General features: G+C 40.1%; 7 protein-coding genes. 5 read left to right on the top strand and 2 right to left on the bottom strand.

Features of this window, described 5'->3' with window-relative positions; translation table 11 throughout:
* Window positions 1–55 precede the first annotated feature (55 nt).
* The 5 genes from J8L97_RS17810 to yacG all read left to right on the top strand — a co-directional run bounded on the left by J8L97_RS17810 (window position 56) and on the right by yacG (window position 4,920).
* Entirely contained in the window at window positions 56–1,279 is a 1,224-nt protein-coding gene (locus J8L97_RS17810) for a type II secretion system F family protein (protein WP_312037185.1), read from the top strand.
* 59 nt (window positions 1,280–1,338) lie between these two features.
* Window positions 1,339–2,226 (top strand): A24 family peptidase, encoded by an 888-nt coding sequence (locus J8L97_RS17815; RefSeq protein WP_211051863.1) that lies wholly within the window; start codon window positions 1,339–1,341, stop codon window positions 2,224–2,226.
* Window positions 2,227–2,232: 6 nt separating this feature from the next.
* On the top strand, window positions 2,233–2,838 hold the full coding sequence (gene coaE / locus J8L97_RS17820; RefSeq protein ID WP_211051864.1) for a dephospho-CoA kinase: 606 nt from the start codon (window positions 2,233–2,235) through the stop codon (window positions 2,836–2,838).
* A 110-nt stretch (window positions 2,839–2,948) separates the two neighbouring features.
* The gene (gene pilB / locus J8L97_RS17825) at window positions 2,949–4,631 is read left to right on the top strand and encodes a type IV-A pilus assembly ATPase PilB (RefSeq protein ID WP_211051869.1); all 1,683 of its coding nucleotides are present in this window, start codon (window positions 2,949–2,951) and stop codon (window positions 4,629–4,631) included.
* A 49-nt stretch (window positions 4,632–4,680) separates the two neighbouring features.
* Window positions 4,681–4,920 carry a DNA gyrase inhibitor YacG gene (gene yacG / locus J8L97_RS17830; protein ID WP_211051871.1) on the top strand — a complete coding sequence of 80 codons (240 nt, stop codon included), beginning with the start codon at window positions 4,681–4,683 and terminating at the stop codon, window positions 4,918–4,920.
* Between the two features lie 90 nt (window positions 4,921–5,010).
* On the opposite strand, the gene J8L97_RS17835 is transcribed toward yacG, so the two are convergent.
* Window positions 5,011–6,642, bottom strand: coding sequence for a PepSY domain-containing protein (locus tag J8L97_RS17835; RefSeq protein ID WP_211051873.1), 1,632 nt, complete (start codon window positions 6,640–6,642; stop codon window positions 5,011–5,013).
* Window positions 6,639–6,956 carry a hypothetical protein gene (locus J8L97_RS17840; protein ID WP_211051875.1) on the bottom strand — a complete coding sequence of 106 codons (318 nt, stop codon included), beginning with the start codon at window positions 6,954–6,956 and terminating at the stop codon, window positions 6,639–6,641. Before J8L97_RS17840 ends, J8L97_RS17835 begins: the two co-directional genes overlap by 4 nt.
* Window positions 6,957–7,425 lie beyond the last annotated feature (469 nt).

Below are 7,425 nucleotides of genomic sequence, written 5' to 3' on the forward strand. Positions count from 1 at the left end.
AAACTGAAAGGGAGATACATTCTCCCTTTCCTCTATATACGATAGATGGACGCTTGTGACTGATAATAAAAATACGCTTGATACATTCCTTTGGGTAGGTGTAAGTTCTCGAGGAAAGCGCTTAGAAGGTGAAATGGCTGGTGCCAGCATCGCACTCGTTAAAGCACAGCTGCGTAAACAAGGTATTACTCCATCCAGAGTTAAAAGAAAACCCAAAGCGCTATTTGGTTTTAATAGCAAACAAAAGATCACTGCCAAAGATATTTCTGTGACAACGCGCCAAATTGCGACCATGCTTTTGGCGGGTGTGCCCTTAATTCAATCTTTAGAAATGATCTCATCGGGTGTTAAAAACAAATCCTTAAGTAAGCTTATTAGCAGCATTGCTGATGAAGTAAAAGCGGGCCACCCGTTTTCAAAGTCATTACGAGCTTACCCACGATACTTTGATGATTTATATTGTGACTTAGTCGCCTCGGGTGAACAATCAGGCGCTCTTGACCAAATTTTTGATCGCGTCGCACTTTATAAAGAAAAAGCGGAAGCACTCAAGTCAAAGATTAAAAAAGCGCTTTTTTACCCTATTGCCGTGGTGATGGTTGCTATTATTGTTACCTCTATTCTCCTGATTTTTGTTGTTCCCCAATTTCAAGATATTTTTAATGGCTTTGGTGCTGAACTTCCCGCATTCACAAAAATGGTTATTCATATCTCTGAGTTTTTACAGAAGTACTGGTGGGTAGCGTTAATTATTATTGCAGGTGGCGGATATAGCTATAAAGAAGCGCTCCTTCGCTCTAAAGCCACCCGTAACTTAAACGACCGAATAATGCTCAAGCTCCCGGTTGTTGGCATGATTTTACAAAAAGCAGCAGTAGCACGTTATGCAAGAACGCTATCAACCACTTTTGCTGCAGGTGTCCCTTTAGTTGATGCATTAGATTCAGCAGCTGGTGCGTCTGGTAACGTTATTTACCGAGATGCCATTTTAGACATTAAAGCCGAAGTTAGTTCTGGTAACCAAATGAACTGGGCCATGCGAAACTCAAAAGTGTTCCCTGACATGGTCATACAGATGGTTTCCATCGGTGAAGAGTCTGGCGCACTAGATAGTATGCTTGCAAAAGTCGCTAATATATATGAACAAGAAGTTGATGATCTCGTAGACGGACTATCCAGTTTACTTGAACCACTTATAATGGCTGTTTTGGGTGTTTTGGTCGGTGGGCTAATTATTGCAATGTATCTACCTATTTTCCAATTAGGCTCTGTCATTTAACTCGAAGCGCTAGAACACACATTTTCTACCGTTCACAACTCATTCTAATAAGTATAAAAATGCAAGAAGTAATACAGGTACTACAAACTCAACCATGGTTTTTCCTTCTCACTATCGGCCTCGTTAGCCTTTGTATTGGCAGTTTTTTAAACGTTGTCATCTACCGTATTCCCATTATGTTGAATAAGTCATGGCAGAGCGAGTGCCGTGTTTTACTTGCCGATCAACTTGCGAGCGACAACCCGAAAAATGATAATGCTACATTTAATCTTGCTACCCCTCACTCTAGCTGTCCAAACTGTAACAGTGCGATCAAAGCGCGGCACAATATTCCAGTCCTGAGTTGGCTATTATTAAAAGGCCGATGCTTCGAATGTAACGCCAGTATTTCTGTAAGATATCCATTAATTGAAATGGGCACCACTTTAGCTTCTTTGCTCGTTGCATATTCTTTTGGCCCGACTCAAACAATGATGCTGTATTTAGTCGTTACATGGGCGTTAGTGGCACTGATATTTATTGATATCGACCATATGCTATTACCAGATCAAATTACATTACCATTATTATGGCTCGCATTATTAGCCAGTATTTTTGATTTAACGATTTTACCTGCACAGGCAATTATTGGCGCTGCAGTAGGCTATCTCAGTTTATGGAGTGTGTACTGGCTATTTAAGTTACTCACAGGTAAAGAAGGTATGGGGTTTGGCGACTTCAAATTACTCGCTATTTTCGGCGCCTTGCTTGGTTGGCAAGCAATTTTAACCATTGTATTGTTGTCTAGTCTTGTTGGTGCAATCATAGGAAGTGCTCAGCTTGCAATACAGGGGAAAGATAAAAGCACGCCTATACCATTCGGTCCTTATTTGGCAATAGCCGGTTGGCTTATGCTCTTATATGGGCAACAAATACAAAGTTGGTATTTCAATTTAATTGGGTATTAATACGCTATGGCAAATTGGGTTTTAGGCCTCACAGGAGGAATTGGAGCGGGCAAAACAGCTGTCAGTGATGCGCTGGCTGAAAAAGGCATTTGTATCGTCGACGCCGATATCATTGCACGCGAAGTCGTTGCACCCGGTACCTTTGGGCTAAATACAATTGTTGATAAATTTGGTAAAGACATTTTACAAGATGACGGCAGTTTAAACAGAGCCAAGTTACGCCACATTATCTTCACCAATGATGGCCATAAAAGTTGGCTAAACGATTTACTGCACCCTATCATTCGCCAGGCCACACTCACACAGCTGGCGCAAGCCAAATCGACCTATGTTGTCTTGGCTGCACCTTTACTGTTCGAAAACAAACTCGAGCAATTGTGTAATCATACATTGCTGGTTGATGTCAGCGAAGAAACCCAAATAGCAAGAACTTCTCAAAGAGATAATGTTGAGAATGAACACGTTAAACGTATAATTGCTTCACAAATGTCTCGGCACGAGAAGCGGCAAAAAGCAGACACAATTTTAGATAACAATGGTTCATTAGAGAAAATGTACGATAACCTAAATACACTACATCAAGAATTGATAATCAAAGCGCAATTAACCTAAATTAGTGCGACAAAGCGGCACGCTAATTTAAGATATTTAACCATAGAAAGAGTTTAGTTATTGATATTTTTGCTAAACTGAGTTCAGTATAGGTAAGCATTAGAGGCATTATGGAGCATCACTCACCACTACTACGTAAATTTATTACGTTGGGTAAAGTCACACCGGAGCAGCTCAAGCTAAAACAAGCAGAAGCACAATCAACCGCGGAGTTAATCTGTTTGTGCACAGGTATGAATGGTAAAGAGTTAGCAGAACAATGCCTTGACTTATTTCGAGTTCCTTTATTTGATTTAACCGACTTTGATGTTGAACAGTTACCAACTGAATTAGTAAAAGAAAAACTCATTAAGCAACACCACTTACTTCCTTTAGTTAAAAAGGGGAGAAAACTCTATATAGCGACATCAGACCCTACCGATTATGGGGCATTTGAGAACTTCGAATTTAGCACGGGTCTACAATGCGAAGCCGTTGTCGTTGACTACAAACAACTCGAACAAAAAATTGACCTACTTTTCGACTCCACAGGTGGTCTCTCACTCAGCGATGAAGAATACAAAGAGTTCGCAGACTTAGATGTTGAAGACACGCAAAGCGCACAGCAGCAAAATGATGAGGGTGATAAAGATGATGCCCCAATCATTGTATATATTAATAAAATACTCATGGATGCTATTAAAAAAGGGGCGTCCGATTTGCACTTTGAGCCTTATGAACATAAATATCGAGTGCGTTTTCGCATTGATGGCTTATTGCATGAAATGGCGAGTCCACCAACAAGCTTATCCACTCGCTTATCAGCTCGAATCAAAGTCATGGCTCGCTTAGATATCGCTGAAAAACGAAAACCCCAAGATGGCCGTATTAAGTTAAAAATATCAGAACGTAAAAGTATCGACTTTCGTGTCAGCACCCTACCTACATTATGGGGTGAAAAAATTGTAATGCGTATACTCGATTCATCAAGTGCGATGTTAGGCATTGATGTTTTAGGATATGAAGCTGAACAAGAATCCCTATTCATGGATGCGCTTGAGCAACCTCAAGGTATGATATTAGTCACAGGACCGACTGGTTCTGGTAAAACAGTTTCTCTGTATACAGGTTTAAATATTCTCAACAAACCACAGCGTAACATCAGTACCGCGGAGGATCCTGTTGAGATCAATCTTGAGGGGATTAACCAAGTACAAATTAACCCTCGTGCAGATATGACTTTTGCCAACGCATTAAAGGCATTCTTACGACAAGATCCCGATGTCGTTATGGTTGGCGAAATACGAGACTTGGAAACTGCTGAGATCTCGATTAAAGCGGCTCAAACTGGGCACTTGGTTTTAAGTACTCTGCATACCAATTCTGCCCCAGAGACATTAACACGATTACTCAACATGGGCGTACCTGCCTATAATGTAGCCAGCTCAATAAGCTTAATTATTGCACAGCGTCTTGCTCGTCGTTTATGCCCTAAGTGTAAACAAGCTGAGACACTGCCTGAAGAGGAACTGCTTAAACAAGGATTTACCTCGGAGCAAATACAAGATATCACCCTATTCTCACCGCAGGGCTGTGAACATTGTACTGATGGATATAAAGGACGTGTAGGTATCTATGAAGTAGTTAAAATTACCCCCGAGATAGCACAGGTGATAATGGAGGGCGGTAACTCGATTAAAATTGCACAAATGGCTGAGCAGTTAGGGTTTGCTAATTTACGCAAATCAGGCCTCAAAAAAGCAGCCTCAGGAGTTACATCACTGTTAGAAATAAACCGAGTGACTAGCTTCTAGACTCGTTGTTTATTACACTGTGGGCTGAGTTAACGACGAGGTTAATTATATGCCCACAGTAGTAAATTGCCCAACCTGTACAACAGATGTTGTTTGGTCTGAGCAAAGTCAATATCGCCCCTTTTGTTGCAAGCGTTGCCAACTTATTGATTTAGGCGAATGGTCTTTCGAAAATAATAAGATCTCCACAACAATTCAAAGCGATGCTGAGCTAGACCCTCAGGCAGCTCAAGATTTGATTGAAGACATGGAAGCCATGCTTGCAAAAAATGATGATTTTTTCAAATGAGCATCCATAAGCTTCCATTTAATATATCTTTAAAATAGTCTCATTTTTTGTTTTACATTCCGTGCTTAGGGTAAGTAGATATACCTACCCTTACGATTCGTTAATGGGCGTTTTTGATAACCTTGCTATCGCTGACTTACCTTTTGATATATGCCAAACACTATTGGCCTCACTGCTATACGCGCGTTTCATTACCTTTTGACTCATGATGACAAAAGCAGAACCAAAAACACAGGCTGCGACTTCAACGCTGATGGTTGTGACATTATATGCCGCCCAAATAGGATCAATCGGAAATATAGTCGCTAAAATAGAAGTGAGTGGAATACTAAAACAGAGCACGGCTATAAAACGCATACCAGCAATCGCAGTACGAGCAGCGCCAGACATAAAGCTCATTGCTAGAATTACAAAAAACACGCAATAATACAGATACAGATACAGATAAACAATGCTTATATTGACATTGAATAGCCCGATCCACTTTGTTGCGGCAAATGAACTCGCGATACCAGCGATACACCCAATACTAATACCAACGGTTAGGCTTGCCAGTACATTACTTGATTTCGCTTGCTCTGGTACCTGTTTATTTCTGCGCTTTTCTAGCCATAATAAGTTTCCAGAGTAGAATAATACCGCCCCTAATAGCCCCATAAAGAAATAAACCCAACGGCCGAAGTCACCACCAAAGCTTCCGAAGTGTAAACCGAAGAAACTAGAGACGAGATCACTCCATACACCTTGATCTCCTCCACGTACGCTGCTCGTTGGGATCTCAAATGTATAAGGTTGCATATACAGAAAATCGGTAACAGGGCCTCGCATCAGTTTCTCTGTACTTTTTATTTTAATTGCGGCATTAGGACCTGATTCAGATAAACCACTAAAATCAATTTGCGTAATTACATACTCCGGCGCATATTTATTGATGACGTCCTGTAACTCGACTAACTTTGGTAAGTTCTCAACTTTATAAACGGCTTCAGATCTCGCTTTGCTCTTAAATAAAGGCTTATCACCATAAATTTGAGCGACTCCTCCATAAATTAAATCATGAAAGGCAAATACAAATACTGTGAAGGAGATAATGATATGAAATGGTAAACTGCTAACACCAATTAAGTTATGAGTATCTAACCAAAACCGCGCTTTTGATTTGTTATTACGCAGCGCAAAAAAACTCTTTGTTAGTGTGGGTAATAAAAAGATTACTCCGGAGATTAACGCAATAAAATATAAAAAAGAGGCAACACCTAAAACATATACACCGGCTTGATCATGCCCTATTTCACCCATTATCCCAGCGGTTCGGTGCAAGTAATCAACAAGCATTGACAATTCGTTGACATGGCGCAACTCTGCAACCAATTCCCCCAGTTCATCAAGCGTTGCATGGTAAACTTGATCGCCTAAAGATATCCCTCGACCATTGCCTGACTCATACCAAGTTATCGGTGAATGGGCTTCTGAAAAATGTAAGCTAATTGAATCCGCAGCTTTGGGGTAATCCGTCAATACTTTTTGGATTAGAATATCATATTGACTGCTGCGCACTTGTGGTAACTGATAGCTTGGCGGTGTTGCCCATTGATCAATTGCACCTCTAAACATGGTTAATGAACCAGCAAAAAAACCAATAAACAACAACAATCCTGCACAAATCCCTGTCCAAGTGTGTAAAACTTGATATGTTTTGATGATATCGGGACGGATTTTCATAATAAATCCTTGAAGAATATCAAGCAACCAAATACACATACATTGCCAATAAGTAAGCTCATTGCTGCTTCTTTGGCTGTTTTAAACAAATATCCAACAGTTACAATAATCATCCATATTGGAGGGACCATCCACATATGTATTTGTGTCTTCCAAAGTAGACGCTCGCCAGATAATTTACTGTTTAAGCTATCTGGTCCAAACCATGCGAATAAGCCAACTAAACCAAAACTCAGCGTTAAACCTAAAACCAAAGAAATCAGAGTTTTCCATAACCACTGAGGCTGAATTTTTCCTTTTTGCCTATCGTTCATTCTTTACCTTCACAAAAAAATAGTACTGGGTAGTATTATCAGACATAACATCGTTACCACCAGCCAAGTCATCGCTGCTGCAACACCACTCAATTGTAAGTTCACCACATACAAAGCAGCCATACTGCAACACAAGCTGAGCCCCTTATAATGAGTTGGCAATGGTTTTATAAGTAAATATTGATGCTTATTACTGCAATAGAGCAAAATAACTGACGTTATGACCAAGATAACAAATAAGCTTAAAATCACGCCTTACTCCAAGTCATTATTGATAATTGTAAGTACTCTTAATGGAAACAGTTTAAATTATACCCAAAACACCAAAATACAACAACGATAAAAATAACAATGATAACCATTTTCACTTAGTTGTTATCCGTTACATTCACGCGCAGCTTAAGTAAAGAGGGCCCATCGATGATGGGGTTTATTGCAGTGACACATATTGAGATATTTATTTACTACA

It is taken from the genome of Pseudoalteromonas sp. MMG012 (genome assembly GCF_018100875.1).
GTDB lineage: Bacteria > Pseudomonadota > Gammaproteobacteria > Enterobacterales > Alteromonadaceae > Pseudoalteromonas > Pseudoalteromonas aurantia.